This is a genomic window from Leifsonia sp. KNZ13-11D (genome assembly GCF_056754895.1).
Map to the genome: position 1 here is coordinate 3,246,799 of NZ_JBPGWU010000001.1, position 23,042 is coordinate 3,269,840.

At 71.9% G+C, this 23,042-nt stretch carries 24 protein-coding genes; 9 read left to right on the forward strand and 15 right to left on the reverse strand.

What is annotated here, in order from left to right; genetic code table 11:
- Window positions 1-14 precede the first annotated feature (14 nt).
- Complete coding sequence (locus ACR9Y5_RS15900) at window positions 15-1,040, reverse strand: aldo/keto reductase (protein ID WP_481298852.1); 1,026 nt, start codon at window positions 1,038-1,040, stop codon at window positions 15-17.
- Between the two features lie 156 nt (window positions 1,041-1,196).
- On the opposite strand from ACR9Y5_RS15900, the gene ACR9Y5_RS15905 reads away from it, so the two are divergent.
- The 6 genes from ACR9Y5_RS15905 to ACR9Y5_RS15930 all read left to right on the forward strand — a co-directional run bounded on the left by ACR9Y5_RS15905 (window position 1,197) and on the right by ACR9Y5_RS15930 (window position 6,920).
- Window positions 1,197-1,814, forward strand: a complete 618-nt coding sequence (locus ACR9Y5_RS15905) for a TetR/AcrR family transcriptional regulator (RefSeq protein ID WP_481298853.1) — start codon at window positions 1,197-1,199, stop codon at window positions 1,812-1,814.
- A gap of 44 nt (window positions 1,815-1,858) precedes the next feature.
- Window positions 1,859-2,269: an aspartate 1-decarboxylase gene (gene panD / locus ACR9Y5_RS15910; protein ID WP_481298854.1), complete on the forward strand. Its 411-nt coding sequence runs from the start codon at window positions 1,859-1,861 to the stop codon at window positions 2,267-2,269.
- Window positions 2,270-2,305: 36 nt separating this feature from the next.
- Window positions 2,306-2,965 (forward strand): LysE family translocator, encoded by a 660-nt coding sequence (locus ACR9Y5_RS15915; protein WP_481298855.1) that lies wholly within the window; start codon window positions 2,306-2,308, stop codon window positions 2,963-2,965.
- Window positions 2,966-3,024: 59 nt separating this feature from the next.
- Window positions 3,025-4,428, forward strand: coding sequence for an MFS transporter (locus tag ACR9Y5_RS15920; protein ID WP_481298856.1), 1,404 nt, complete (start codon window positions 3,025-3,027; stop codon window positions 4,426-4,428).
- A gap of 122 nt (window positions 4,429-4,550) precedes the next feature.
- Window positions 4,551-5,561: an aldo/keto reductase family protein gene (locus ACR9Y5_RS15925; RefSeq protein ID WP_481298857.1), complete on the forward strand. Its 1,011-nt coding sequence runs from the start codon at window positions 4,551-4,553 to the stop codon at window positions 5,559-5,561.
- Between the two features lie 141 nt (window positions 5,562-5,702).
- Window positions 5,703-6,920 carry an MFS transporter gene (locus tag ACR9Y5_RS15930; protein ID WP_481298858.1) on the forward strand — a complete coding sequence of 406 codons (1,218 nt, stop codon included), beginning with the start codon at window positions 5,703-5,705 and terminating at the stop codon, window positions 6,918-6,920.
- A 12-nt stretch (window positions 6,921-6,932) separates the two neighbouring features.
- Here the strand turns inward: ACR9Y5_RS15930 and ACR9Y5_RS15935 are convergent, their stop codons facing one another.
- A complete protein-coding gene (locus ACR9Y5_RS15935) occupies window positions 6,933-7,775 on the reverse strand; it encodes a helix-turn-helix domain-containing protein (RefSeq protein WP_481298859.1) in 843 nt (280 codons plus the stop codon).
- A gap of 88 nt (window positions 7,776-7,863) precedes the next feature.
- Here ACR9Y5_RS15935 and ACR9Y5_RS15940 point away from each other — a divergent pair, with 88 nt between their 5' ends.
- Window positions 7,864-8,841, forward strand: a complete 978-nt coding sequence (locus ACR9Y5_RS15940; RefSeq protein WP_481298860.1) for an arginase family protein — start codon at window positions 7,864-7,866, stop codon at window positions 8,839-8,841.
- A gap of 65 nt (window positions 8,842-8,906) precedes the next feature.
- Here ACR9Y5_RS15940 and ACR9Y5_RS15945 read toward each other — a convergent pair whose 3' ends face one another.
- The 6 genes from ACR9Y5_RS15945 to ACR9Y5_RS15970 form a co-directional block, all read right to left on the reverse strand.
- Window positions 8,907-10,106 (reverse strand): S1C family serine protease, encoded by a 1,200-nt coding sequence (locus tag ACR9Y5_RS15945; protein WP_481298861.1) that lies wholly within the window; start codon window positions 10,104-10,106, stop codon window positions 8,907-8,909.
- 105 nt (window positions 10,107-10,211) lie between these two features.
- Window positions 10,212-10,883, reverse strand: a complete 672-nt coding sequence (locus tag ACR9Y5_RS15950; RefSeq protein ID WP_481298862.1) for a DNA-3-methyladenine glycosylase family protein — start codon at window positions 10,881-10,883, stop codon at window positions 10,212-10,214.
- Window positions 10,876-12,768, reverse strand: a complete 1,893-nt coding sequence (locus ACR9Y5_RS15955) for a Na+/H+ antiporter NhaA (RefSeq protein ID WP_481298863.1) — start codon at window positions 12,766-12,768, stop codon at window positions 10,876-10,878. Before ACR9Y5_RS15955 ends, ACR9Y5_RS15950 begins: the two co-directional genes overlap by 8 nt.
- Window positions 12,769-12,786: 18 nt before the next feature.
- On the reverse strand, window positions 12,787-13,218 hold the full coding sequence (locus tag ACR9Y5_RS15960; RefSeq protein WP_481298864.1) for a VOC family protein: 432 nt from the start codon (window positions 13,216-13,218) through the stop codon (window positions 12,787-12,789).
- A 38-nt stretch (window positions 13,219-13,256) separates the two neighbouring features.
- Window positions 13,257-14,030, reverse strand: a complete 774-nt coding sequence (locus tag ACR9Y5_RS15965; RefSeq protein WP_481298865.1) for an SDR family NAD(P)-dependent oxidoreductase — start codon at window positions 14,028-14,030, stop codon at window positions 13,257-13,259.
- Window positions 14,031-14,063: 33 nt separating this feature from the next.
- Window positions 14,064-14,465 carry a winged helix-turn-helix transcriptional regulator gene (locus ACR9Y5_RS15970; RefSeq protein ID WP_481298866.1) on the reverse strand — a complete coding sequence of 134 codons (402 nt, stop codon included), beginning with the start codon at window positions 14,463-14,465 and terminating at the stop codon, window positions 14,064-14,066.
- A gap of 93 nt (window positions 14,466-14,558) precedes the next feature.
- On the opposite strand from ACR9Y5_RS15970, the gene ACR9Y5_RS15975 reads away from it, so the two are divergent.
- Complete coding sequence (locus ACR9Y5_RS15975; RefSeq protein ID WP_481298867.1) at window positions 14,559-15,428, forward strand: SDR family oxidoreductase; 870 nt, start codon at window positions 14,559-14,561, stop codon at window positions 15,426-15,428.
- A 108-nt stretch (window positions 15,429-15,536) separates the two neighbouring features.
- On the opposite strand, the gene ACR9Y5_RS15980 is transcribed toward ACR9Y5_RS15975, so the two are convergent.
- From ACR9Y5_RS15980 to ACR9Y5_RS16005, 6 genes are all read right to left on the reverse strand, one after another.
- The gene (locus ACR9Y5_RS15980; protein WP_481298868.1) at window positions 15,537-16,514 is read right to left on the reverse strand and encodes an NAD-dependent epimerase/dehydratase family protein; all 978 of its coding nucleotides are present in this window, start codon (window positions 16,512-16,514) and stop codon (window positions 15,537-15,539) included.
- Between the two features lie 111 nt (window positions 16,515-16,625).
- Window positions 16,626-17,918, reverse strand: a complete 1,293-nt coding sequence (locus ACR9Y5_RS15985) for an enolase C-terminal domain-like protein (protein ID WP_481298869.1) — start codon at window positions 17,916-17,918, stop codon at window positions 16,626-16,628.
- A gap of 83 nt (window positions 17,919-18,001) precedes the next feature.
- Window positions 18,002-18,703 carry a GntR family transcriptional regulator gene (locus tag ACR9Y5_RS15990; RefSeq protein ID WP_481298870.1) on the reverse strand — a complete coding sequence of 234 codons (702 nt, stop codon included), beginning with the start codon at window positions 18,701-18,703 and terminating at the stop codon, window positions 18,002-18,004.
- A gap of 38 nt (window positions 18,704-18,741) precedes the next feature.
- Complete coding sequence (locus ACR9Y5_RS15995) at window positions 18,742-19,488, reverse strand: SDR family NAD(P)-dependent oxidoreductase (protein WP_481298871.1); 747 nt, start codon at window positions 19,486-19,488, stop codon at window positions 18,742-18,744.
- Between the two features lie 31 nt (window positions 19,489-19,519).
- The gene (locus ACR9Y5_RS16000) at window positions 19,520-20,371 is read right to left on the reverse strand and encodes a fumarylacetoacetate hydrolase family protein (protein ID WP_481298872.1); all 852 of its coding nucleotides are present in this window, start codon (window positions 20,369-20,371) and stop codon (window positions 19,520-19,522) included.
- A 112-nt stretch (window positions 20,372-20,483) separates the two neighbouring features.
- Window positions 20,484-21,251, reverse strand: coding sequence for an MBL fold metallo-hydrolase (locus tag ACR9Y5_RS16005; protein WP_481298873.1), 768 nt, complete (start codon window positions 21,249-21,251; stop codon window positions 20,484-20,486).
- 107 nt (window positions 21,252-21,358) lie between these two features.
- Here ACR9Y5_RS16005 and ACR9Y5_RS16010 point away from each other — a divergent pair, with 107 nt between their 5' ends.
- Window positions 21,359-21,883, forward strand: a complete 525-nt coding sequence (locus tag ACR9Y5_RS16010; RefSeq protein ID WP_481298874.1) for a CGNR zinc finger domain-containing protein — start codon at window positions 21,359-21,361, stop codon at window positions 21,881-21,883.
- Window positions 21,884-21,887: 4 nt separating this feature from the next.
- Here the strand turns inward: ACR9Y5_RS16010 and ACR9Y5_RS16015 are convergent, their stop codons facing one another.
- Complete coding sequence (locus tag ACR9Y5_RS16015) at window positions 21,888-23,039, reverse strand: sensor histidine kinase (RefSeq protein ID WP_481298875.1); 1,152 nt, start codon at window positions 23,037-23,039, stop codon at window positions 21,888-21,890.
- Window positions 23,040-23,042 lie beyond the last annotated feature (3 nt).

Sequence of the window (23,042 nt, forward strand, 5' to 3'; positions counted from 1 at the left end):
CGCTCTGACGGAGGTCAGGCCGCCGAACGGCCGGCGGCCGGCCGCCGGCGGAGGGACGCGTCGCCGACCTCGGGTCCGCGGTAGACCATGTCCATCGCGCCGATGCTCTCCCCCGGCGGCACGATCGCGTCGATCCGGTCGAGCACCTCGTCGGACAGCGAGACCTCGGCGCCGGCGAGAGTGTCTTCGAGCTGCTCCATGGTGCGAGGGCCCGCGATCGCCGACGTGACTCCCGGGTGCGCGATGACGAAGGCCATCGCCAGGTGGGTCAGGCTGAGGCCCGCTTCGTCGGCGAGCGCGATCAGCTCCTCCACGGCGGCGAGCCGGCGCTCGTCGCGGAAGTGGCGCATCCCGGTGCGGCTGGAGCGGAAGTTGTCGTTCTCCCGGCCGGCGCGGTAGCGCCCGGTGAGCGTGCCGCCGGCGAGAGGACTGTAGACGAGCGTCCCCATGCCGTACCGCTGCGCGACCGGGAGGATCTCGCGCTCGATCTCGCGGTCGAGGATCGAGTAGTTGGGCTGCTCGGTGCGGAACCTCTCGTGGCCGCGACGCTCCGACATCCACTGCGCCTCGACGATCTCGGACCCGCGCATGGACGACGAGCCGATCGCGCGGACCTTGCCCTGGCGGACCAGGTCGGTGAGCGCCGAGAGCGTCTCGTCGATGTCGGTCTCCGGGTCGGGCCGGTGGAGCTGGTACAGGTCGATGTGGTCCGTGCGCAGCCGCCGGAGGGAGCGCTCGACGGCCTGCGTGATCCAGCGGCGGGATGCCCCGCGGTGGTTGACGTCGTCGTCGACGGGACCCCAGAACTTCGTGGCGAGGACCACCTCGTCGCGGCGTCCCGCGATCGCCTCCCCGACCACCTCCTCGGAGTCGCCGTAGCGATCGGCCGTGTCGATGAAGTTGATACCGCCGTCGAGCGCGCGGTGGATGATGCGGATTCCCTCCGCACGGTCGGGGTTGCCGAGCGATCCGAGCATCATCGCGCCGAGCGCGTACGGGGTGACCTTGATGCCGGTGCGGCCGAGCGTTCGATACTGCATTGCCGTGCTCCAGACTGAGTCGATCTCTGCACGGGCGGACACCGTGCCGTAGGATTCGGAGAACCGGAACGTCACTCCGGATACGTTCCGACTGTAGCGGAACAATGTTCCGGATACAACACTCTCGCGCACCTGCGCGCCAGACGAGGAGTTGCCATGCCCCCACGCACCCGCACCCCGGCGAGCGCGACCGCAGACGGCCGCTCAGAAGCGACGCGACGGCCCCAGCGGGCGGACGCGCGGCAGAACGTCACCGCGCTGATCGAGGCGGCCAAGACGGTGTTCGCTTCGGACGGCGTCGATGCCCCGGTGCGCAGCATCGCCGACCGCGCGGGAGTGGGCGTCGGCACCCTGTACCGTCACTTCCCCCAGCGGTCCGACCTCATCTCGGCCGTGTTCCGCGCCGAGATCGACGCCTGCGTCGACGCGGCCCCCGCACTGGAGGCCGCCTACCCTCCCGGCGAAGCCCTCGACCGTTGGATCATGCGCTACACGCAGTTCGTGGCGACGAAGCGCGGGCTGGCGGCCGCCCTCCACTCGGGCGACCCCGCCTACGAACCGCTCGCCGACTACTTCTCGACCCACCTCGCCCCCACTCTCGAGCGGCTGCTCGCCGCCGCGCGGGCCGCGGGCGACATCGAGCAGGAGGTGGATGCGGCGGAGCTCCTCGGCGCCGTGGCGAACCTCAGCCATGGCGGCGGACCCCGCGGCGCGGTGACGCCGCGGACGGACCGGATGGTGCGCATCCTGCTGGCGGGTCTGCGAGCTGGTTAGCCGTCCGGGGAACCGGAACCGCCCGTTCGTGCTTGGATGGTTCCGTGCTCCGCACCATGTTCGCATCCAAGATCCACCGGGCCACGGTCACCCACGCCGACCTGCACTACGTCGGCTCCCTCACGATCGATCTCGACCTGATGGAGGCCGCCGATCTGCTGCCCGGGGAGCAGGTCGCCGTCGTCGACGTGACCAACGGCGCCCGCCTCGAGACGTACCTGATCGCCGGAGAGCGCGGCAGCGGAGTCATCGGGGTCAACGGCGCCGCGGCGCACCTCGTGCATGTCGGCGACACCATCATCGTCATCTCGTACGCCCAGCTCGACGATGCAGAGGCGCGCACGTTCGTACCGCGGATCGTGCACGTCGACGGCCGCAACCGCGTCGTCGCCGTCGGCAACGACCCGGCCGAAGCGCTCGACGGTGACGCGATGACTCCCCCGCACGCCCTCTGAACCACGCCCCGAGCCGACTGTCCCTAGGATCGACGCATGTCGCCGTTCACGATCCTCGCCTTCGCCGGGCTGTGCCTGGTGCTCGCGCTCACGCCCGGACCGGACACCTTCCTCGTCCTCCGATACAGCATGGGCCGTGCGCGGGACGGCTTCGCGGCGGCGATCGGATGCTCGCTGGGCTCGCTGGTCTGGGCGGCGCTCGTGGCCGTGGGCCTGGCGGCCCTGCTCGAGCAGTCCGCCGAGGTCTTCCGCATCGTGAAGATCGTCGGCGGCCTGTACCTGGTCTCTCTCGGCGTGATGGCGTTCATCGCGACCCGGCGCGGCGCGCGGGCCGGTGCCGCACCCGGCGGCGACGGCACGGACTCCCCCGATGGAGCGCCGGGCGCTCGCGGCTGGTCCGTGCGCAGCCTCCTCGCCGGGGCGCTCTCCACCCTCCTGAACCCGAAGGTGGGCCTGTTCTTCCTGGCCGTCGTGCCGCAGTTCGTCCCGGCGCACGCCGGGATCGGCGAGACGATGCTGCTGGGCGCGGTCGACGCGATGGTCTCCGCGGCCTACCTCGGCGCGGTCGTGCTGCTCGCCTCCCGGATGGTCGCCTGGCTCAAGCGTCCGCGCGTCACCCGGACGCTCGAGCGCGTCTCGGCCGGCATCCTGGCCGCCCTGGGGATCGGCACCGTCATCGCCGGCGCGGAAGGCTGACGGCGGATCGTGACGGTTCCGGCATCGCTGCCCGACGACTCGGACGAGGCGCTGCACGGATGACCCGGACAGCCGCCTCCTTCTCACGTGGACTCGCTCTGCTCGTCGCCGCCACGTTCTTCATGGAGAACCTGGACGGCACGATCATCCAGACCGCCGCGCCGACGATGGCGCGCGAGTTCGGGGTCGCCCCGGCCGAACTGAGCATCGCGATGGTCGCCTACCTGCTCGCCGTCGCCGCCGGCATCCCGGCGACCGGCTGGCTGTCGACGCGGATCGGCGTGCGGCCGGTGCTGCTCACCGCGGTCGGTGTCTTCACCGTCGCGTCCGCGCTGTGCGCGTTGGCGCCGACGCTCACGCTTCTCACCCTCGCACGGGTTCTGCAGGGCATCGGAGGCGCGCTCATGGTGCCGGTCGGCCGGCTGGCGGTGCTCAGCGAGACGGAGCCGCGCGACCTCCTGGATGCGATCGCGTACCTCACCTGGCCCGCACTCATCGCTCCGGTGATCGCGCCGGCGCTGGGCGGCATCCTGACCGACACGGTCGGCTGGCGCTGGATCTTCCTCATCAACGTGCCGCTCGGGATGGCCGCCCTCATCGCCGGGCTGCGGCTCATCCCGCACTCCCGCCCGCGGCGCGCCGCGCCGTTCGACCTCCGCGGATACCTGGCGGTCGCGTTCGCCCTGGTCCTGCTGACCGCCGGCGCGGAAGCGCTGAGCGCCGACGACCCGCTGCTGGAGGCTGCCGGCGCGGTCGCCATCGTCGCCTCGGCGGGCATCGTCTGGGCGCACATCGCGGCCTCGCGCGAGAGGGCGCACGCGCTGTTCGACTGGAACGTGCTGCGCCGCTCCACCTTCCGCGCAGGAAACCTGGGCGGCGGGGTGTACCGGATGATCATCACCGGTGCGCCGTTCCTCTTCACCCTGCTGTTCCAGCTGGCCTACGGCTGGAGCGCGACGGTCGCGGGCCTCCTGATCATCGCGGTCTTCGTGGGCAACCTCGGCATCAAACCGTTCACCACGCCGCTCATCCGGCGGTTCGGCTTCCGCCGCATCCTGATCTGGTCGAACGCGCTCGGGATGCTCGTGCTCCTCGCCTTCGTCGCGATCGGGCCGGGGGCGCCGGTCGCCCTCCTCGTGCTGCTGCTGTTCGTCAGCGGAGTGTTCCGCTCGATCGGCTTCAGCGCCTACAACACCCTCCAGTTCGCCGACATCGAGCCGGGCGAGACGACCAACGCGAACACGCTCGCCTCCGCCATGCAGCAGGTCGCGGTCGCGCTGGGCCTGGCGGCCGTCGCGGTGTTCGTGCGCGCCTCGACCGCGGTCTCCGAGGGCCTCACCGGCTCTGCGCTGCCGGGATACCACTGGGCGTTCGCGCTCGCCGCGGCCCTCCTGCTGCTCCCGCTGGTGGGCGCGTTGCGGCTGCCGCACGACGCGGGAACCCGGGCGATCGCCGCGCGCTGACCGCTGCGGCGGCATTCATCGACCGACGCACTCAATCCGAGAGCATTCTCCTGTTGGATTCGCGGAACGCTGCGCGTCTAGCATCGCCGTGACGACCCTTCAGCGGTGCGAAAGGAACAACAGTGCAGTTCAGATACCTGGGCAACTCCGGCTTCAAGATCTCCGAGATCACCTACGGCAACTGGTTGACCCACGGCTCACAGGTCGAGAACCACACGGCGGCGGCGTGCGTCCGTGCGGCCCTGGATGCGGGCATCACCACGTTCGACACGGCCGACGTCTACGCGAACACCGTGGCCGAGAGCGTGCTCGGCGAGGCGCTGAAGGGCGAGCGCCGCCAGTCGCTGGAGATCTTCACCAAGGTGTTCGGCCCCACCGGCCCGAAGGGCCACAACGACGTCGGGCTGTCGCGCAAGCACATCCTCGAATCGATCGACGGCTCCCTGCAGCGGCTGCAGACCGACTACGTCGACCTCTACCAGGCCCACCGCTTCGACGTGGAGACGCCGCTGGAGGAGACCATGCAGGCCTTCGCGGACGTCGTCCGCCAGGGCAAGGCGCTCTACATCGGCGTGAGCGAGTGGACGGCCGACCAGCTGCGCGCCGGGCACGCGCTGGCCAAGGAGCTGGGCATCCAGCTCATCTCGAACCAGCCCGAGTACTCGGCGCTGTGGCGCGTGATCGAGGCCGAGGTCGTGCCGACCTCGAAGGAGCTCGGCATCTCGCAGGTCGTCTGGTCGCCGGTCGCGCAGGGCGTGCTGAGCGGCAAGTACCGTCCGGGCGCCCCGCTGCCCGAGGGCAGCCGCGCCACCGACGAGAAGGGCGGGGCCGGCGCCGTCAAGCGCTGGCTGAGCGACGACGTGCTCACCCGTGTGCAGGAGCTGACGCCGATCGCACAGGAGCTGGACCTCACTCCCGCGCAGCTCGCGGTGGCATGGGTGCTCCAGAACGACAACGTCGCCACCGCGATCATCGGCGCCTCGCGCCCGGAGCAGGTGACCGAGAACGTGAAGGCCTCGGGCGTGACCATCCCGGCCGAGCTGCTCGGGCGGATCGACGAGGTGCTCGGCGGCGCCGTCGAGCGCGACCCGTCGCACACGGCCACGCGGTCACCGAAGACCCGCGAGGCGTGACAGGCAGGCGTGACAGGCAGGCGTGACAGGGGCGCCCTCCGCGAGGAGGGCGCCCTTCCTCCTCCCCCTCGTGGACGCTCGGTCGCCCGGCCGCGGACGCAGAGTCAGGCGCGCCGCTCCGCCGTCGGCCAGAGTCGAAGGGTGACGACAGACACCTCGCCCGTCCGGGCCGCCTCCCCCGCACTCCGACCGCTCTCGCGCACGCGCTGGGGCGGCCTCATCGTCATGTTCCTCACCAGCTTCGTGCTGGTGACCGCGGAGTTCCTGCCTTCGGGCGTGCTGACCGCGATGGCCGCGGAGCTCGGCGTGACGCCGGGGCAGGCCGGGCAGACGGTGACGGTCACGGCGTTCGTCGGGTTCCTCGCCGCGCCGACCATCGGCATCCTGATCCCGCGGATGGACCGGCGGACGCTGCTGATGCTCGTCGCGGCTCTCGCCGCCGTGTCCAACCTCGCCGTCGCGCTCGCGCCGTCGCTGTGGGTGCTGCTGATCGCGCGGCTGCTCATCGGGGTGGCGATCAGCGGCTTCTGGTCGATGTCGCTGACAGTCGCCGCTCGGCTGGCCACCCCCGACCGGCTGGGTCGCGCCCTGACCACGGTGAGCGCCGGCATGACGCTCGCCGTCGTCGCGGGCGTCCCGGTCGGCGTGTACCTCACCGCCCTCGTGGACTGGCGGGGCGTGTTCCTGGGCGCGGCGGCGCTGACCGCGGTCGTCGCGGTCGCCCTGCGGGTGGCCCTGCCTCCCGTCGCGGCGGCGGAGGCGTCCAGCCTGCGGATCCTCGGGGACACCCTGCGCAGGCCGGGCGTGCGCCAGGGGCTGGCCGGCCACATCCTCATCGTGCTCGGTCACTTCATGGCCTACACGTTCATCCGGCTCGCCCTCGACCAGGTGCCGGGGCTGGACACCGGGTTCGCCGCCGCGCTGCTGGTGCTCTTCGGGATCGGCGGGGTGATCGGCAACCTGGTGGTCGGCGCTCTCGCCGACCGGCACCTCGCACTGCTGCGCTACCTGCAGCCGTCGCTCATCGCGGGCGCCATCCTCCTCGCGATCCTGGGGCAGGGGTCGGTCGTCGTCGTCGCGGCCGCGGTCGCCGTGTGGGGGTTCGGCTTCGGCGCGTGGCCTGCCGTCATCAACACGTGGGCCGGGCGCTACATCCCGGATCGGCTGGAGGCGGCGGGCGGCCTCGTCGTCGCCGGCTTCCAGCTGGCGATCACGCTGGGCGCGGGTATCGGCGGGGTGCTCGTGGACAGCATGGACGTGCGGTTCACGTACCTGGTCGCCGTGGCCGTCGTCGCCGTGGGCGTGGTGCTGTTCGGCAGCGCCGGACGGCGCAGCGCGGCCCCTCGCCGAGCGGAGTGACGGTTCGCGCGCTCAGCTCGCGCGCTGCCGCCAGACGGACGGCACCGCACCGGTGTGACGCCGGAACGCGCGGCTGAATCCGGCATCCGACTCGTATCCCAGCAGGCGAGCGGTCTCGCTCACGGTGAGGCCGTCCTGCGAGAGGTAGGTCATGGCCGCGTCCATGCGCACCTGCGCGAGGTAGCTCGCGGGCGACTGCCCCACCTGCTCGCGGAAGCGCTCCGCGAACGTCGTCCGCGACATCGCGCCGACCGCGGCCAGGTCGCGGAGCGTCCACGGGTGTCCCGGGTTCGCGTGCATCGCGTCGAGCACCCGGCTGAGGAACGGGTCCTGTACGACGGCCGGCCAATTGTCCGGGACGCAGTCGCCCTCGGCCCAGGCACGGATCGCGACGGCGACGACGGTGGTCGCCATCCGCCCGCAGATCACCCGGTCGCCGGCCCGCCGTTCGCCGGTCCCGCATCCCATCCGGGAGGCCAGCAGCGCGATCCCGGGGTCGAGGTCGGCCAGGCGGTGGACTCCCAGCAGGTCCGGCAGCCGATCGAGCGCGTGGAATCCGGCCGTCGGGCGGAGCTCGGAGACGACGACCGTGCCTGCGGTCTCTGCTCGCGCCTCGGCGTCCTGCCTCCCGGTCGTGAAGACCACGTCGCCGGCCTGGTAGGCGAACGACATGGGCTGCGGGCCGGCCGAGCGCACGCGCACCGACCCGTCCACCACGTACAGGAGCGTCGGGCCGGACAGGGCGAGACGGGTGCCGCTCCGGACGTCCTCGCGGCGCGACTCCTCCACCTGCCACTCGAGAGTCGCGAGGAGCTCGTCGAGTGTGGCGGGGGCGTGCATCGCGGCGGTCGTCACGCAACCCGGCAACCGCGGAGGGCCGCGCGCTATTCCTCGGTACGGCCGTGCCCTGACCGGCGTCGCCGGGCACTCGTACGATGGGCGCGTGAACAGGCAGCGCAGCTGGGGCCTCGTCGGTGTGCCGTCGAGCGCCGGAGGCCACACGCCCGGCATGGATCTCGCCCCGGCGGCGATCCGGGCGGCGGGCCTGATCGGGATGCTCAAAGCTCGCGGGCACGACGTCCGCGACGTCGGCGACGTGCGAGGATTCCGGCGGCGGCCCGACCCCGAGCACCTCGACCGGCAGAACATCGGAGAGGTGCGACGCGTCGCCCGCGAGACCGCCGGAGCGGTCGCAGTGGTGATCTCGGCGGGCCGGACACCGCTGATCGTCGGGGGCGACTGCACAGTGACGATGGGCGCGGTCGCCGGCTTCCGCCGTGCGGGCGAGCCGACAGCCCTCCTGTACATGGACGGCGGCCCCGACCTCTACACGCCGGGGCGCATCGACTACGGCAACGTGGATGCGATGGGCCTCGCCCATCTGCTGGCGCTCCCCGGCAGCGACCCGAGCCTGTCGGGTCTGGAGGGACCGCCGCCGCTGCTGCGCCCGGACGAGGTCGTGCTCTACGGCGATGCGCTTCCGGAGGACCGCGACGACCTCGAGCGTGGCCTCGTCGAACGGCTGGGGCTGGTCCGCGTACCGGCGTCCCGCATCCATCTCGACTCACGCGCGGCAGCGCACGCGGCACTGGCGGCGGCGGAGGGAGCCGGGGAGCGCTTCCTCGTGCACTTCGACGTCGACGTGCTCGGCCACCAGCACCTGCCCCTGGCGAACATGCCGAACCCCGACGCACCGCCCTGGGGTCTCACGATCGAGGAGGCGGTCGCCGGCCTCCAGGCGTTCACGGGCAGCGAGCGGTTCGCGGGCATCGTGCTGACCGAGGTCAATCCGAACAATGCCCCGGACGAGCGGACGATCGGTCGGTACGTCGACCTCGTCGTGCGCGGCCTGAACGGGGACGTCGACGGGGTCGGCGCGAGCGGGGGGCCCGCGTCGGCGCCCGCCCCCACAGCAGGCTGACGAGGCCGGACGCCGCTACGATCGCCCCTGCCCGCTGCTCAGCTGAAAAGATGGCCGAGGTGCTCTCAGGCGGCCGGTCCGGTACCCAGGGTCACGTCGGCGGTCTGCGCAGCGCCGGTGGCGTCGGTCCAGCTCAGGCTGACCGTCCGGCCCGGGGCGAGCGCGCTGAGCGCCTGGGTGAGCGCCTGCGCCGAGGCGATCGGGACGCCGTTCAGTGCCGTGATCGTGCCGCCCGCGGCGAGCCCGGCGGTCGCTGCGGGGCCACCGTCGACGACCCCTGCGATCGCGGCGCCCGAGCCTGGAGTGGAGGCGACCTCCACCCCGAGGAACGCCGGGTAGCCGATCGTCACCGTGGACGAGGCCTGACCCGCCTCGATCTGGGCGGCGATGGTCAGCGCGTCCTCGATCGGGATGGCGTAGCCGGCCGTCGTCGGGCCACCCTCCGCCGCCGCGGTGTCGATGCCGATGACCTGGTCGTCCGCGTTGAAGAGCGGGCCGCCGGAGTCGCCTGCCTGGATGTCGGCGTCGGTCTGGATGAGCCCGTCGAGCGTCTCCGACGCGGCGGTCTGCTCGGCCTGTGTCGTGATGGTCTGGTCGAGCGCTGTCACCGTACCCGGCGAGGCAGACGGGGTGCCGCCCGTTCCTCCGGCGTTGCCGACGCCGGTGACGGCCTCGCCCACCGCGGTGTCCGCGGCTGTGTCGAGCACTGCCGTGGAGAGACCGGATGCGCCGCTCAGCTGGAGGACGGCGACGTCGTCGGTGGCGTCCGTCCCGACGACCGTCGCCGCGTAGACGGCGCCGGTGGAGACGACGGTGACGCTGATGCTGGTCGCGCCCTCCACGACGTGGTTGTTGGTGAGGATCTCGCCGTCCGCGCTGAGCACGATGCCCGTGCCCGCGCTCTCCGCCTGGTCGTAGGTGAGTTCGGAGGTGATGTCGACGACGCCCACCTCCTGCGTTGTCGTCGCGCTGCCCAGAGAGGACGTGGTGCCGGCGGACGACCCGCCCCCGGCGGACCCCGACCCGCCGTATCCATACCCGTAGCCGTAGCCGTAGCCGTAGCCCGACCGGGCCAGCGCCGTGCTGATGTGGGGCGTTGCGCTGCTGGCCGAGGCCGTGGACGCCGGACCCGCGCCGCTCGCCGCCCCGAAGGCGGACCCGGCGACGACCGCGACGGCCACAGCCGTCGACACGAGGACGGCCCCTCGGCGGCGGCTCCTGGTCTCGCTCGGGTCGACCTGCGTCGCTCTGTCGATCGTGTTCATGCTCGTTGGTCCCTTCGGCTCCGGTGAATGCACACAGCACACCGCACGCGCATCCCGGAGCGTCAGGAGCGCCCTATGCCGGAGCCGTGAGAAGGCCGGAGTTCCCTATGAACCGGAGGGGAGCGGGCTGGGAGGGCCCTCCTCGGCGCCGAGCGACCGCCACAGCAGCGCCGCCGCCAGCGTCCGGTACGGCGCCCACGGCACTCCCCGCTGCCGCACCCAGGCGATGCTGGGTGTGGCCTCGAGCCGGTCGAGCCGGCGTACCGCCACCCGGATGGCGAGATCGCCCGCGGGGATCACATCCCATCGGCGCAGCTGGTGGATGAGGTACATCTCCGCGCTCCACGGTCCGATGCCCTTGACGCGCGTCAGGGCCGCCACCGCCTCCGCGTCGCCGACACCGCGCAACGCCTCCAGGTCGAGTTCACCGGCCGACACGGTCTGCGCGAGTGCTTGGAGGTAGAGCGCCTTCGCGTGGGAGGCGCCGACCGCCCGGATCTCGTCGAGGCCGAGCCCGAGGATGCCCGCCGGAGTGGGCCGGCCGCCGAGCAGCTCGGCGAGACGGTCGTAGATGATGAGGGCGACGTTCGTCGAGATCTGCTGGCCCAGGATGTGCAGCACCAGCCCGGCGAAGTCGTCGCCCGTGGTGCGTCCGCCGTCCGGGAACCGGAACGGGTCGGGCCGGCCGAACCGTTCGATGAGCGCTTGAAGCGCCGGGTCGCGGGAGGCGAGCTCGGCGTAGCCCGCGGCGAGCCCGGCCGCGCTGTCGTCAGCCATCGCGTCGCGCCGCCCGCGCCCCGTTGATCGCCTTGCTGAGCGAGTCGATATCCACGTCGCCTTCGTGCCGTTGACCGTTGATGAAATAGGTGGGCGTGCCTGCCGCACCGCTCTCGTCCGCCGAACGGATGTCCGCGCGCACGCGGTCCGCGTAGGCGTGGGCGCGGAGGTCGTCGCGGAACCGCTCCACGTCGATCCCGATCTGCCGTGCGTACTCCTCCAGGTCGTTGGCACCCAGACGGTCCTGGTGGTCGAGCAGCATGTCGTGCATCGGCCAGAAGGCGCCCTGCGCTCCGGCCGCCTCCGCCGCCTCCGCGGCCCGCAGGGCATTGGGGTGCACATCCGTGAGCGGCAGGTGCCTCCAGACGACCGCGACGTCCGGGTGCCGTTCCATCAGCTCGCGCACGGTGGGCTCGCCGCGCTTGCAGAATCCGCACTCGAAGTCGCCGTACTCCACCACCGTGACCGACGGCTCGGACGCACCGCGCACATGGTCCAGTTCCGGATCGGGCGGCGCGAGCAGGTCGAGGGTGGGATCCGGCCGGCCGTTGAGGGCCGTCGTCCGCCGGTTGGCGGGGATGAACCGCACGCAGAAGAAGACCAGCCAGGTGAGGGCGGCCGAGCCGATCACGGAGAGGAAGATTCCGATCTTCGCTTCGCCGAGCTGCGGACCGGCGAGGGCGATGCTGGCGATGAGCAGCGAGACGGTGAACCCGACCCCGGCGGCCGTACCGCTGCCGAGCACGGACAACCAGCCGACCTGCGGGTGGATGCGGCCCCGCGTCATCCGGCTGAGCAGCCACGAACTGCCGACGACCGAGATGGGCTTGCCGACCACGTAGCCGATGACGATGCCGATCGTGATCGGACTGGTGAATGCACGGCCGAGCAGTTCCGGTGTGACGGCGACGCCGGCGTTGGCCAGGGCGAAGATCGGGACGACGACGTAGCTGGTCCACGGGCTCAGCCGGTACAGGATGCGCTCGTTCTCGGAGAGGGAGTCCGCCACTCCCGCCACGGCGGAGCGCGCCAGCTCGGCGCTCGGGCTCTCCCGGTAGTCGCGGAAGAGGCCGGTCGCCCGCTCCAGGTCGGCGCGGACGGGCACGTAGGCGCTGGTCGAGAGGCCGATCGCGAGCCCCGAGACCACCGGGTCGATGCCGCTGAGCAGCAGGAAGAACCAGGTCAGCACACCCAGCACCACCGCGAGATTGCGGCCGAGGGTGCGGTTGAGGCGGCGCGCAGCCAGCAGGAGGACGAACGCCACCACCGCCGCCATGACGGCGGGCAGCGAGATCGGGCCGCTGTAGAGCACGGCGATCACGATGAGCGCGACGACGTCGTCGACGACGAACGCGGTCAGCAGGAACGTCCGGGTGCGCTTCGGCGCCCGCCGCGCCAGGAGGGTGAGGATGCCGAGCGCGAGCGCCGTGTCCGTCGACATGGTCACGCCCCAGGCGCCCGCCGACGAGAGGCCGCGGTTGACGACCAGGAAGATCGCGACCGGCAGGGCCATCCCCACCAGCCCGACGGTGATCGGCAGGATGAGCCGCTTGCGCTCGCGGAGGTCGCCCAGGTCGAACTCGCGCCGCGCCTCCAAGCCGACGGCGAGGAAGAACAGCGTCATCAGCCCGCTGTTGACCCACGTGCGCAGCTCGTAGCTCAGCGACCAGGAGCCGACGCTGATCCCGACCCGCTGGCGCCAGAACTCCTCGTACCCGCCGATGTTCGCCCAGACGAGAGCGGCGATCACGCCCGCGACGAGCAGAACGGAGGCCAGCGCTCCCGCCCGGAGCACACCCTGGAAGGTGCGGTGCGGGTGCATCATCACGGTGCCGTCCGCGCCGACGCGCGCGTCCTCGGCCACCGCCGACGGTTCAGAGGTCACGCGCCACCGCCTTCATCGTCACTGGAGGCAGAATTCGTTGCCCTCGGGGTCGCGCATCATGATTACGAACTCCTCATACGGACCCCAGGAGCCGAGGAGCGTCTTCTCCTCGCTGGCCCCCAGGCCGATGAGACGCTCGCGCTCGGCCTCCAGCTCCTCGCGGGTCGCGCGCCGGTCGTCGAACGGCGTGATGTCGAGGTGCACGCGGTTGCGCTGCCGGCGCTCGCGCCGGTACCGGCTGAAGTAGAACCGCTGGTGGGCCGGATCGCCGTCCCAGGCTTCGGCGCGGTCCGCGATCTCCTCGTCCGTCATCCCGGAGGCCTTGAGCTCCGCCACGTCCTCCGGGTCCCAGCCCGCCGGTTCCGGATAGCCCATCACCGCACTCCAGAACCGGGCCAGCTCGGTGGGGTTCTCGGCGTGGAACGTGACGTTCGCGATCCGGGCGGTCATGCGTCGAGGATAGCCGGGCGACCGCGGCCGCGGGGACCTCACATCGTGTGCCGCATCCCACCGTCGATCACGACATCCGACCCCGTCATGTTCCCGAGCACCGGGCTGGCGAGCATCGTGATCAGCGCCGCGACCTCCTCCGGGGTGGTGAACCGGCCGGTGACCATCGCCAGCTCGGCGCCGTGCCGAACCTCCTCCGGCGTGCCGCCGCCCGCAGCGGAGACCGTCTGGGCGACGCCGCCCGTTCCGAGCCACAGGGCGGTCGCGACAGGTCCGGGACTGACGGAGTTGACCCGGATGCCGCGCGGACCGAGCTCCTTCGACAGCGACTTCGAGAAGCTCAGGACCGCGGCCTTGGCGGCGCTGTAGTCCATCACCAGCGGGTCGGACAGCATCGCGTTCTCGCTGGCCATGTTCACGATCGCCCCGCCTTCCGGGATGAGGTCGAGGAGCGCACGCGTGACCCGGACGGCGGCAAGAGTGTTCAGCTCGTAGCTCGCCAGCCAGTCGTGGTCGGCGATCGACGGGAAGCCGCCGGGGCGCGGAGGCGCCGAGCCCACGTTGTTGACCAGCGCATCCACCCGGTCGCCCACCCGATCGCCCAGCCGCTCGATCGCGGCGGGGTCGGTCAGGTCCGCGGGGACGAAGCGGAAGCCGGGCTCGCCGCTGAGGGCTTCGGTGTCCGCGGTCGGCCCGTGCGCGATGGCGACGACGTCCGCACCCTCCGCCAGCAGGGCCCGGACGGTTGCCAGGCCGATCCCCCGGCTCGCACCGGTGACGACGGCGGTCTTGCCACTCAGCTGCAGATCCACGGTGCGACTGTAGGGGGCGGCGCCGGGGTGTGGCTATGGGCGAGCGGCCGCGGATCCCGATCGGGCGTCTCCGGCCACGATGTCGTCGGCGTTGGCGGCGATCCACGACATGAGGGGCAGCAGGTGCTCGGTCAGGTCGCGTCCGCGATCGGTGAGGCTGTAGTCCACCCGGGGCGGGATGGTCGGCTGAGCCGTGCGGAGGACGAAGCCGTCGGCCTCCAGCGTCCGGAGCGTCTGGGCCAGCATCTTCTCGCTGATGCCCTGGACGGTGCGGCGTAGTTCGCCCCAGCGCAGCCCGCTCTGCGAGAGGGCGACCAGAACGAGGACGCCCCAGGTGCTCGTCACATGGTTGAGCACGATCCGGGTCGGGCAGGCCGAGGGCAGCACGCCGTCGGTGAAGCCGAAGCCGTTGAGTGACGCGAGACTGGTGTCCACGTCAGTAACTTACCAAAAAGTGGGTACCCGCCGTAGGGAAGTAATGCAGCAGCGGGTCGGTTCCCCTCGATGTCCGACCGAAAGGAACCCCTCATGACCATCGTCGTCACCGGCGCAACCGGCCACCTCGGCCGCCTCACCGTCGACTCCCTCCTCGAGCGCGGCGTGCCCGCCTCCGACATCCGGGCCGCCGGCCGCTCGGCCGAGCGCCTCGCGCCGCTGGCCGCTCTCGGCGTCGAGACCGCCGTCATCGACTTCGAGAAGCCCGAGACGCTCACCACCGCGTTCGCCGGCGCGGAGTCGGTGCTGCTCGTCTCCGGCTCGGAGGTGGGCAAGCGCGTGGCGCAGCACCGCAACGCCATCGAGGCGGCGGAGGCCGCCGGCGTAGGACGGCTCGTCTACACCAGCGCGCCGCACGCCACCGAGGGTGCCCTCGTGCTCGCGCCCGAGCACAAGGCGACCGAGGAGCTGCTGGCCGCCTCGCCGCTGCCGGTGACCGTCCTCCGCAACAACTGGTACACCGAGAACTACACCGGTCTCATCGGCCAGGCCGCCGCGACCGGTGAGCTCGTCGGAAGCGCCGGAGACGGGCGTGTGGCGAGCGCGTCGCGCAAGGACTATGCCGAGGCCGCGGCCGTCGTGCTCTCGACGCCCGGCCACGAGGGCGCCGTGTACGAGTTGAGCGGCGACACCGCCTGGACCTTCGACGAGCTGGCCTCCACCATCGGCGGACTCCTCGGCCGCGAGGTCGTCTACCGCTCGGTCTCGCCCGAGGAGCACACCGCCATCCTCACGGCGGCCGGCCTCGACGAGGGCACAGCCGGGTTCGTCGTGGCGCTGGACGGCAACATCCGCGACGGCGAACTGGCGGATGCGCGAAGCACCCTGTCGGACCTGATCGGCCGCCCGACCACACCGCTGGCGCAGGGCCTCGCCGAGTCCCGCGAGGAAGCGGCCGCCTGACCCGAGGGGTCGGAGGCGTCGCCGGGCCGTCGCGCTCGGCGACGCGCTCGTCGGCTAGCGGACCAGGCCTTCGCAGATGAGGCGAGCGCCGCGTCGATCAGCCGTTCGTCACCCGCTGATCCGCAACGGTCCGGCCTCCACCTGGCCGTCGTCGATCAGCCACTGCAGCGCCTCCGCCACGGCGGCGAGGCTGGTGTAGCGGGGCTCGTAGCCGAGCAGGCGCCGCGCCTTCTCGATGCTGCTGGAGGGGCTGCGCGCGATGTGCTCCCACGTCGTCCGCGCGTGCTGCGCGTCGGTGAGCTCCGCGAACCGGGCGTAGGGCTCGAAGCGCAGCCGCGGCTCCTGACCGAACCAGCCGGCGACCGCCGTGGCGAAGCCGCGCAGGGTGATCGCACGATCGGACACCAGGTGGAAGCCGTGACCGACGGCGGCCTCCGGGTTCTCCAGGGCGAGCTGGAAGCCCTGGGCGACGTCGTCGGCGTGCACGTGGTGCACGGTCTCCAGGCCGAAGTTCGGCAGCACGACCTCGTCGCCCGCGGCGAGCCGGCGGTACACGTCGAGGTCGAGATTGCCGGCCGGTCCGATCATGTTCCAGCCCGGGCCGGTGATGTGGCCGGGATGCAGGACCGCGACCGGCAGGCCGCCCGGGGTCCCCGCCTCCTCGAGGAGCAGCTTCTCGATCGCGTCCTTGTTCACGCCGTACTCGCCGAACGGCTCGCGGTCCTCCTCCTCGGCGGTGGGGACGGCGGTCGCCGGACCGTGGATCCAGATGGTCCCGCAGCTGAGCAGCAGCTTCACCCGGCCGCGGAGCGCCTCCACCAGCCGGCGGGCCGAGTCGGGGGTGAAGCACACCATGTCGATGACGGCGTCCACGCCGAGATCGGCGACGCGTCCGGCGAACGTGCCGTCCGCGTCGCCGGCGTCGCGGTCGAGGTGGATGCGCTCCACCGCGTCCCACGCCGGATCCGGATGATAGGGGGCGCTCGGCCCGCGGGTGATGGCGACCACCTCGTGACCGGCCCGCACGAGGCGGGGCACGAGGTAGCTGCCGACATGTCCGGTCGCTCCGATGATGGCTACACGCATGGCATCCACGCTCTCATAGTCGCTGGTCCGCTGCGGCCTTCGGCTCGCGGCGGAGGGGTGAAGTGGGTGAAGTGGGTGAAGTGGGTGAGTCGGGTGACATCGGGCGGTGCTTCACGCGACCGGTTCGAACGACATCCGGTGGTCCCTGAGGGACTCCGCCAGCATCTCCATGCCGTTGCCGGGCGTGAGGGGCGCACGATAGCGTCCGCCCTCCACCACCACCGGTGCCGTGAAGTGCTCGTGCAGGTGCGTCGTGTACTCGATCATCCGCCCCTCCATCGTTCCCGAGACGGCGACGAAATCGAACAGCGCGAAGTGCTGGACCGCCTCGCAGAGCCCGACGCCTCCCGCGTGCGGGCACACCGGCACACCGAACTTCGCGGCGAGCAGCAGGATGGCGACGTTCTCGTTCACGCCGGCGACCCGCGTCGCGTCGATCTGGACGATGGAGGCGGCGCCCGCCTGAAGCAGCTGCTTGAAGAGCACCCGGCTCATGCCGTGCTCGCCGGTGGCGATCGGGATGGGCGCGACCGCACGGGCGATGGCGGCGTGCGCGAGCACATCGTCGGGGCTGGTCGGCTCCTCCACCCAGGCGAGGTCGAACGGCTCCAGCGCGCGGATCCAGTCGATCGCCTGGTCGCGGTCCCAGCGCTGGTTCGCGTCCACGGCGATCCGCACCTCCGCTCCGACCTCGTCGCGGGCGATGGCGAGCCTCCGCAGATCGTCCTCGAGGCGGTCGCCCACCTTGAGCTTGATCTGCGTGAAACCGTCGTCGACCGCTTCGCGGGCCAGGCGCCGGAGCTTGTCGTCCGAGTAGCCGAGCCAGCCCGGGGTCGTCGTGTAGGCGGGGTAGCCGGCGACGAGGAGCTCGGCCTCGCGGGCGGCGCGGCCCGGCTCGGCGGTGCGCAGCAGGGCGAGCGCCTCCTCCGGAGTGAGGGCGTCGGTGAGGTAGCGGAAGTCGACCAGCGCGACGAGCTCCTCGGGCGTCATCCGCGCGAGGAGCTGCCACAGCGGGAGCCCCGCACGCTTCGCGGCGAGATCCCAGAAGGCGTTGACGACCGCGCCGATCGCCATGTGCATGACGCCCTTCTCCGGCCCCAGCCAGCGGAGCTGCGAGTCGTGGACGAGCTCGCGCCACAGACCGCCCAGGTCGGCGAGGACGGCCTCCACCTCCCGCCCGACGAAGCGCTGAGCGACCGCCTCGATGGCGGCGACCTGGACGTCGTTGCCCCGGCCGATCGTGAAGACGAACGCATGCCCCTCGTGGCCGTCGCCTGCATCGGTGATCAGCCGGAGATAGGCCGCGGAGTAGTCGGGATCGGGATTCATGGCGTCGGAGCCGTCCAGCATGGCGGACGTCTCGAATCGCACATCCAGCGTCTCGAATGCGGTGATGGTGCTCACGCGGGTCTCCTCTGACTTTTCCCATATCCTATTGGATATAGGGCAAGCGCCGTCAAGCCGAGGGCGCGCGTCCGAGCACCCGGTCAGCCGGCGTCGCCCGAGAGGCTCGCCGAGATGCGGTCGTACGAGCGGTCGATGTGATCGCGCATCGCCCGCTCGGCGCGGTCGGCGTCGCGGGATCGGAGGGCCGCGAGGACGGCCGCGTGCTCCTCCGACGTGGCGTCGACGACGCCATGGCGGAAGTAGATCCGGTACTGATGGGTGTGCGCCCGCAGCCGTCCGATCGCGTCCCCGAGAAGCACGTTCCCCGCATGCTCGGCGATCAGCCGGTGGAACTCGGCGTCCTGCCCGGCGAACTCCTTGTAGTCCTCGAACCGGTCCTCCCCGGACTGCGACGCCTGGCCGCTGCGCCACATCCCCTCGCACAGCTCGTCGAGCCGCTCGAGCGTCTCACCGTCCAGCTCCCGTGCCGCCCGGTGGGCGGCGTACGGCTCCAGCAGCCGCCGCATCTCGAACAGCTGGCGCAACCCGTCCTCATCCAGCAGCGGTGCGGCGGTGTACCCCTTGAGCGCCTTCTTCACCACCAGCCCCTCCGACTCGAGGCGGGCCAGCGCCTCGCGCACAGGCGTCGGCGACACGTTCAGACGGCGGGCGATGCCGTCGATGCTGGCGCGGCTGCCCGGTTCGATCACCTGGTCCATCAGCAACCCGAGCACGGCGTCGTAGACGTCGTCCGCCAGCGCCCGGCGCGCGGGCAGGAAGTGCTCGTCGGAGTGGATGGTCATGGGCACATCCTAGGTCGCGCTTCCCGCGCCGGGCCGGTTCAGCGGCGCGGCCGCAGCGAGTACATCCCGCCGTCGACCGGCAGGATGACGCCGTTCGTGGAGCCGGAGGTCGGCGACGCCAGGTACGCGACGGCCTCGGCGACCTCCTGCGGCCGGACGAGCCGTCCGCTCGGCTGCCGCGCCTCAAGAGCGGCGCGCTCGGCGGCAGGGTCGGCGGCCGAATCCAGCAGACGACCCACCCACGGCGTGTCGGCCGTCCCCGGAGCGACGGCATTGACACGGATCCCGAGCGGCAGGCAGTCGGCCGCGATCGCGAGGGTCATCGCCGAGATGGCGCCCTTGGACGCCGAGTAGAGCACCCGTTGGGGCAGACCGGCCCAGGCCGCGATGGAGCTCGTCAGCACGATCGCGGGCGAAGGCGACTCGCGCAGATACGGCAGGGCGTGCCGGACGGTCCGGGCCGAGCCGATGACGTTCACGTTGAGCACGCGCATCCACTCGTCGTCGTCGTTCGCCTCGATGTCGCCCTGGGCGCCGATGCCGGCGTTCGCGATGACGACGTCGAGGCGCCCCGCCTGCGCGACGACCGCGCCGATCGCGGCGCGGACGCCGGCGTCGTCGCCGATGTCGCAGCGGATCCCGGTGTGCGGCGCCTCCACGGCATCCGGGTTCAGGTCGAGCGCGAAGACGCGGGCGCCGTTCGCGGCGAGTTCGTCCGCGATCGCCCGGCCGAGTCCGCTCGCCCCGCCGGTGACGGCGGCGACGAGTCCGTCGAAGTGTGCCATGGATGTCTCCTCTCCGGCCCGCGGGCCCGGGTCAAGGGGCGGGACGGATGGTCGAGCGCTGCTGGCCGAGCCCGTCGATCTCGACCTCGACGACGTCTCCGGCGCCGAGGTACGGGAACCGGCCGGACAGGCCGACGCCTTCCGGCGCCCCCGTGTTGATGAGGTCGCCCGGCTCCAGCACCATGAACCGGCTCAGACGGTAGACGATCTCGGCGACTCCGAAGACCAGGTCGCTGGTGGTCGACTCCTGCCGGAGCTCGCCGTTCACGCGCGAACGGATGCCGAGACCGGAACCGTCACCGACCTCCGCTGCAGGCACGAGCCAGGGGCCGAGCGGGTTGAAGGTCTCGAAGCTCTTGCCTTTGCTCCACTGCCCCAGCGAGCGCTGGAGCTGGTACTCCCGCTCGGAGACGTCGTTCGCGACGACGAATCCGGCGACGTGCGCCAGCGCCTGCTCAGGCGACTCGAGGTAGCGGGCACGGGTCCCGATCACCGCGGCCAGCTCCACCTCCCAGTCGGTGGTCGTCGACCCCGGCGGGAGGAGGATGTCGTCGTAGGGCCCGACGACGGTGTTCGGGTGCTTGTAGAAGACCACGATGTCGTTCGGCGGCTCGGAGCCGGACTCGCGGGCGTGTGCCGCGTAGTTCATCCCGATGCAGATCACCGCCTGCGGCCGGGCGATCGGCGCGCCGACACGCAAACCGGCGGCCTCCAGTTCGGGCAGCTCGCCGGCGACCGCCGCCGCCTCGGCCCTGGCAAGGCCGTCCGCGGCGAGGAACGCGCCGTCGATGTCCGTGGCGAGCGGCCGGAGGTCCCAGGTCGTGGATCCGTCGCTGACGGCGGGGATCTCTGCTCCGGGCGCGCCGAGTCGGAGGAAACGCATGTCCAGTCCTTTCAGACGACGAGTGAGCGGATGGCGGAGGCCGCCGAGGCGAATGCATGCTCAGCGTACGACCGGAGCAGCGGTTCCTCGACGAGGTCTACGTCCGCCACGCTCACGGCCAGGCCTGGACGGCTGCTCCCGGCTCCAGGTCGATCAGCCGTCCGGCGATCCCCGCCGCATCGAAGGCGGCGCGCACAGAGGCCTGATCGGTGGTGAAGTGACCCCAGCCTTCGGTGTGGAGGACGGCGACGCGGGGTGCTCCGGTGAGGGCGGCCGCCTCCGCCGCCTGCCGGCTCGTGAAGGTGAGGTACGCGTCCATGAGGGCGGTCCGTGCGCCGCCCGCGTTCAGTACTGCGACATCGATGGGTGCGGTCGCGTGCCGGACGACGTCGTCGACGACACGGAGGGAAGCGTTGTCGCCGCCGATGTACACCGTCGGCAGGCCCGTCCCGCTGAGCAGGAAACCGGTCACCGGCCCGGTGACATTCTCCGTCCCGTCGGGACCGTGCTGTGCGGGGACCGCGACGACCCGCAGCGAGCCGCCGTCCGGCCGGTCCAGCTCGTGGTGCCGCCACGGCGCCATTCCGACCGCGTTCCCACCGAGCCGTTCGGCGGCCGCCGGGGTCGTGAGCACGGCCCCGGTGCGCGGCAGCAGGTCGCGGCCCCGCGCGTCGAGGTTGTCGACGTGCTGGTCGTGCGACAGCAGCACCGCGTCGATCCGCGGCAGCTCGTCCAGTGCGACGGCCGGCGACGAGGTCTTGCTCAGGGTGCGGCTCCCGCTGGGGTACTCCCCCGGTTCGCCGAACGCCGGATCGATGATCAGGCTGAGCCCGCCGAGCTCCAGAAGGGCCGTGGGGCCGCCGATGAACGTGATGCGCATGGAACGTGTCTCCTCTACGCGACCGCACTCTAACCTCCGTCGGCCGCTACGGATGTTAGAAGACCACATCCTGGTGTAACCTGTCAAACCAGGGATGGAGGTTAGACGTGCACGCAGCAGCGCATGACCCGCACGCGCCCGCCGACGAACAGCTGATCCTCGACCTGCTCAACACCACCCCGACCGTGGGCGGGCAGCGCACGGACCTCCTCGCCCGCCCGGACGACGCCCGAACCTGGCTGCGGGAACACGGTCTCGATCCCGCGACCGACGTCGGCGGGCTGCGCGCGGCGCGGGACATCCTCCAGGGCGTCGTCGACGGACGCACCGGCCCGGAGGCACTGGCGACGCACCTCGCCGGCGCGCGCCTCGAGCCGGCGACGGGCGCCGACGGAATCGACTGGCGGCTGTCCGCGCCGGCGGAACGGTACGCCACTGTCCGGGCGATCCTCGCCTGGGACGCGCTGGCCCGCACGGCACCCGGCCGGCTCCGGCGGTGCGCCAACCACGAGTGCAGCCGCTACCTGCTCGACCGCTCCCGCAACGCGACGGCACGGTGGTGCTCGATGTCGGGGTGCGGCAACCGCATGAAGGCGCGCAGGCATTACGACAGAGTGCGGGCCTCCGCGTAGGGAATCAGCCTGCGGCGACCGCCGGCCGGAAGCGCGGGAGCTGCACGTCGAATCGGCATCCCGCTCCCGTGTTGCGCACCGAGACGTCCCCGTCGTGCGCGCTGACGATGCCGTGCACGATGGCCAGGCCCAGCCCCGCTCCTCCGGAGACCACCCCGGACCGCGGAGATCGTGCGGCGCTGCCCCGCCAGCCGGCGTCGAACACCGAGCCCAGGTGCTCCTCCGGGATGCCGCCGCCCTCGTCCACGACGCTGAGCACGACAGAAGAGCCGGCCGCCTCGCGGACCGACACGTGGATGGCCGCCCCGGCCGGCGAATGCTCGATGGCGTTCACCAGCAGGTTGTGGATCACGCGGGAGAGTTCCCGTGCGTCGCCCCAGACGGTCAGGTCGCCGTCCTGCGACTCGTTAAGGGTGACGGAGCGGGTGGCCGCGAGCGGTGCCAGGTCGGCCACGGCATCGCTGACGAGGTCGTACATCGAGAGCGGCCCGAACTCCAGGCGCAGCGCCCCGGACTGGATCTTGGACAGCTCGAACAGGTCGTCGACCATGTGGCTGAGCGTGTCGCACTGGCTGCGCAGCTGCCGGTAGTACCGCTGCGGGTCGGCGGCGATGCCGTCCTCGAGCGCCTCGGCCATGGCCTGCATGGCGGCGAGCGGGGTGCGCAGATCGTGCGAGATCCACGCGACGAGCTCGCGGCGCGACTCGTCGAGCATCCGCACCTCCTCGCGAGACTCCGCGAGACGGCGGGAGACATCGGCGAGCTCCCGCGAGAGAGCGCTGAACTCGCTGCTGTCCTGCGGCTCCGCGGAGACGATCCGCCCGTCGCCGACCGCGCGCGCGGCGTCGAGGAGGGTGCGGCTGGTGCGCACCAGGCCGATCCCGAGCACTGCCGCGACCCCGACGCTGACGACGGCGGCCACCCCGATGACCCACGCGAGCACGGCGAAGTCGTGCGGCGAGATGTACATCGCCCGGGCGATGGCCACCGTGCCTCCCACGATCGAGGCGACGGCCGCCACCACGACCACGCCGAGCCGGAGCAGGATGGACGCCCGGCGCAGCAGGTGCAGCACGACCACCGCGATGGCGGAGATCGCCGCCGCGGCGAGCAGGCTGGTGCCGACGATCGCGGCGAGGTCCCCGAGGGCGAGCATGCG

What these genes read in the sequence shown, in the direction of transcription:
- ACR9Y5_RS15900 (WP_481298852.1), bottom strand. Translation starts at nt 1,040, where the DNA reads ATGCAGTATCGAACGCTCGGCCGCACCGGCATCAAGGTCACCCCGTAC.
- ACR9Y5_RS15905 (WP_481298853.1), top strand. Translation starts at nt 1,197, where the DNA reads ATGCCCCCACGCACCCGCACCCCGGCGAGCGCGACCGCAGACGGCCGC.
- ACR9Y5_RS15915 (WP_481298855.1), top strand. Translation starts at nt 2,306, where the DNA reads ATGTCGCCGTTCACGATCCTCGCCTTCGCCGGGCTGTGCCTGGTGCTC.
- ACR9Y5_RS15920 (WP_481298856.1), top strand. Translation starts at nt 3,025, where the DNA reads ATGACCCGGACAGCCGCCTCCTTCTCACGTGGACTCGCTCTGCTCGTC.
- ACR9Y5_RS15945 (WP_481298861.1), bottom strand. Translation starts at nt 10,106, where the DNA reads ATGAACACGATCGACAGAGCGACGCAGGTCGACCCGAGCGAGACCAGG.
- ACR9Y5_RS15950 (WP_481298862.1), bottom strand. Translation starts at nt 10,883, where the DNA reads ATGGCTGACGACAGCGCGGCCGGGCTCGCCGCGGGCTACGCCGAGCTC.
- ACR9Y5_RS15960 (WP_481298864.1), bottom strand. Translation starts at nt 13,218, where the DNA reads ATGACCGCCCGGATCGCGAACGTCACGTTCCACGCCGAGAACCCCACC.
- ACR9Y5_RS15975 (WP_481298867.1), top strand. Translation starts at nt 14,559, where the DNA reads ATGACCATCGTCGTCACCGGCGCAACCGGCCACCTCGGCCGCCTCACC.
- ACR9Y5_RS15980 (WP_481298868.1), bottom strand. Translation starts at nt 16,514, where the DNA reads ATGCGTGTAGCCATCATCGGAGCGACCGGACATGTCGGCAGCTACCTC.
- ACR9Y5_RS15990 (WP_481298870.1), bottom strand. Translation starts at nt 18,703, where the DNA reads ATGACCATCCACTCCGACGAGCACTTCCTGCCCGCGCGCCGGGCGCTG.
- ACR9Y5_RS15995 (WP_481298871.1), bottom strand. Translation starts at nt 19,488, where the DNA reads ATGGCACACTTCGACGGACTCGTCGCCGCCGTCACCGGCGGGGCGAGC.
- ACR9Y5_RS16000 (WP_481298872.1), bottom strand. Translation starts at nt 20,371, where the DNA reads ATGCGTTTCCTCCGACTCGGCGCGCCCGGAGCAGAGATCCCCGCCGTC.
- ACR9Y5_RS16005 (WP_481298873.1), bottom strand. Translation starts at nt 21,251, where the DNA reads ATGCGCATCACGTTCATCGGCGGCCCCACGGCCCTTCTGGAGCTCGGC.
- ACR9Y5_RS16015 (WP_481298875.1), bottom strand. Translation starts at nt 23,039, where the DNA reads ATGCTCGCCCTCGGGGACCTCGCCGCGATCGTCGGCACCAGCCTGCTC.